This window comes from Corallococcus exercitus, assembly GCF_003611585.1.
Lineage (GTDB): Bacteria > Myxococcota > Myxococcia > Myxococcales > Myxococcaceae > Corallococcus > Corallococcus exercitus.
The window spans coordinates 1-2,928 of the sequence record NZ_RAVW01000689.1 but is presented as its reverse complement, the minus strand read 5'-3'; the positions used below and the strand labels follow the sequence as shown (position 1 = coordinate 2,928).

Here is a 2,928-nt window from a genome sequence, read left to right as displayed (position 1 = left end):
GGCCGGGTGCAGGTGGGATTGGAAGACCTGCTGCTGGTGCCCACGTCCGGGCGCGAGGGGCGCCTGGTCGCATTCAAGGCGCCGGGCTGGACGCCCGCGTTCACGGTGCGGGCGGACACGCCGCTGCGCACCCGGCCGGTGGTGCGCGGGCCGCTGGTGTTCGTGCTGGGGCTGGACGGCCGCGTGCTGGCGTGGCGGCTGCGGGTGCCGCCGCCGGCCTGACGGCTCAAGCGCCTTCAGCCGGTGCGCGCGTCCACGTTCGCGTTGGCGCTGCTCGCGGACTCCACGTAGTCCAGGTCGCGGTGGAACGTCTCCGCCAGTCGCGACAGGGCCACGAGCGCGAGGAGGAAGCACACCGCGCCCACCGCGAGCGCCGCGTGCGCCACGCCCAGGGGCCCCTTGAGCTGACCGAAGGCGGTGGCCGCGAGCACCGCGGAGCCGCGCACGAAGTTGGGCACGGACGTCGCCACGGTGGCGCGGATGTTGGTGCCGAACTGCTCGGCCGCCATGGTGATGAGCACCGCCCAGTAGCCCACGCTCAGGCCAATGAAGAAGGTCAGCGCGTAGATGAGCGTGGGGGTGAGCCCCGGCACGAGCCCGTACACGAGCACCAGCGCGAACCAGACACACAGGCTGAAGCCCACGGCGCGCTTGCGGCTCTGGAGCCACTGGCTCAGCACGCCGGACAGGAGGTCCCCCAGCGTCAGGCCCACGCTGCCAAAGAGGATGGCGTTGCCCGCCGTCACCGTGCCCTGCACGTGGAGGCCCGCCGTCAGCTCCGGGGCGAAGACGAAGAGGATTCCGGTGGTGAAGTAGATGGGCACGCCCACGAGGATGCAGCCCAGGTACTTGGGGAAGCGGCCGCCCTGGAGTAGCAGCAGCGCGTTGCCCTTCGCGGGGCCGGCCTTCTGGGTGAAGAGGACGGACTCGGACACCTTGAAGCGCGCGAAGAGGAGCGTCAGGCCCAGCACGCCGCCCGTCACGTAGGCCGTCCTCCAGTGCAGGTGCTGCGCGACGAGCGCCGCGACGACGACGCCCATCATGCCCAGGGTGGCGACGACGGTGGTGCCCAGGCCGCGCTTCTCCTTCGGCAGGGACTCGGCGACCAGGGTGATGGCCGCGCCCAGTTCGCCCGCGAGCCCCAGGCCCCCGAGGAAGCGGCAGGCGGCGTAGCTGTTCACGTCCCAGACGAAGGGGTTCAGCAGGTTCGCCGCCGAGTACAGCAGGATGGAGCCGAACATCACCGACAGGCGTCCCCGCTTGTCCCCGAGCAGGCCCCAGAAGAGGCCGCCCACCATCATCCCCGCCATCTGCGCGTTGTAGATGACGAGCCCCTTCTGGAAGATGTCCGAGGGGTCCGTGAGGCCCAGGTCCTTCAGCGACGCGACGCGCACCACGCCGAACAGCGTGATGTCGAAGAGGTCCACGAAGTAGCCCAGCCCCGCCACGAGGACGGTGAGGTTCAGGACCGAGCGCAGTTCCCGGAGGCGGTTCATGGCGCGCGACCCTACCGCTTCCGGCCCCGCGCCCGCCCCTTCTTCAAACACAGACATCCACCGCCGCCGCGCCTGGCCACCCTCCGGGTCCGGGAGGACGGGCGCGGGTGGCCTCGGCACTTCCGCCCTCCCCTCCCGAGCGTGACAGGCGATCCACACGTTGCGGTGCTTCCAGAAGAATTCCCTGGAAGGTAGGTTTTACTGCATGTCCGTGTTGGAGGCCGTGGCGTGGCAGCGCGTGGTGGGACTGGCCTTATGGCTGGCGCTCGGCGGCTCCGCGTGGGCGGCTGGGCCGTGGCGAGCGGTCGCGCGCGTGGCGTCCGCGGAGGACCGCGCACTGCTGGAGCGGGTCCGGGGGCAGAGCAGCGACCTGCCGGTGGTGCTGGAGGCGCAAGCAGGCCCGTCCATGGAGGCGAGCCCCGGTGGCGCGTGGCGTGAGGCAGAGCGGATGGCCTTGCGAAAGGACGCTCGCGCGGTGCTGTGGTTCACGCGGGCCGGGGCGGAGCTGCGGGTGTCGGTGGCGGCTCCGCTCACGGGCCACCTGTTCGTGCGGAGTGCGCGAGTGGAGGGTGCGCCGGAGACGCTGACGTGGTCGGTGGGCGCGGAGGCCCTGGCATTGGCGGTGCGTTCGGCGCTGCGCGCGGTGGAGGCCGGTGAACCGCTGGGCCAGGTCGTCGCGCTTCCGCCTCCGGCGCCGGCTCCGGTGGCCAAGGCACCACCTCCGGTGGTGGAGGCTTCGCCTCCGTCTCCCGCGCCGCCCCCGGTGGCTAAGGCACCGCCTCCGCCGGTGGTGGATCCGCCTCCGTCTCCCGCGCCGCCCCCGGTGGCTAAGGCACCGCCTCCGCCGGTGGTGGCTCCGCCTCCGTCTCTCGTGCCGCCTCCGATGGCCAAGGTACCGCCTTCGGTGGTGGTGGCTCCGCATCCGTCTTCCGTGCCGGCTCCGGTAGCCAAGGCATCGCCTCCAGTGGTGGTGGCTCCACATCCGTCTTCCGTGCCGGCTCCGGTAGCCAAGGCATCGCCTCCGGTGGTGGTGGCTCCACATCCGTCTCCCGCGCCGCCCCCGTTGGTGGCGCCTCCGCCTCCTGCGCTGGCTCCTGTCGCCAAGGCACCGCCTCCGGCGGTGGTGACTCCGCATTCGTCTCCCACGCCGGCTCCTATGGCCAAGGCATCGCCTCCGGTGGTGGTGGCTCCACATCCGTCTCCCGCGCCGGCTCCGGTGGCCAAGGCCCAACCTCCGGTGGTGGCTCCGCCTCCGTCTCCCGCGCTGCCCCCGGCAGTGGCGGCTCCGTCTCCGGCGCTTGCTCCGGTGGCCGAGGCATTGCCGGTAGTCCCGGCGCATCCGGTGGACGGGGCCTTCGTGCAGGTGGGCCTGCACGCGGCTTTGGACGGGTATCACCCGGCCGGACAGCAAGGCCTGTCCGTGGGCGCGGGG

General features: G+C 72.1%; 1 protein-coding gene and 2 pseudogenes. 2 read left to right on the top strand and 1 reads right to left on the bottom strand.

Features of this window, described 5'->3' with window-relative positions:
• A pseudogene (locus tag D7W79_RS40890) lies at window positions 1-222 on the top strand (PQQ-like beta-propeller repeat protein); the annotation flags it as partial.
• 14 nt (window positions 223-236) lie between these two features.
• On the opposite strand, the gene D7W79_RS40885 reads toward D7W79_RS40890, so the two are convergent.
• Window positions 237-1,496: an MFS transporter gene (locus tag D7W79_RS40885; protein WP_120530601.1), complete on the bottom strand. Its 1,260-nt coding sequence runs from the start codon at window positions 1,494-1,496 to the stop codon at window positions 237-239.
• 313 nt (window positions 1,497-1,809) lie between these two features.
• Between D7W79_RS40885 and D7W79_RS43415 the strand changes: the two are divergent.
• A pseudogene (locus D7W79_RS43415) lies at window positions 1,810-2,928 on the top strand (hypothetical protein); the annotation flags it as partial.

Bases quoted from the DNA above. Each gene is read 5' to 3' on its own strand.
- D7W79_RS40885 (WP_120530601.1), bottom strand. From the start codon at position 1,496: ATGAACCGCCTCCGGGAACTGCGCTCGGTCCTGAACCTCACCGTCCTC.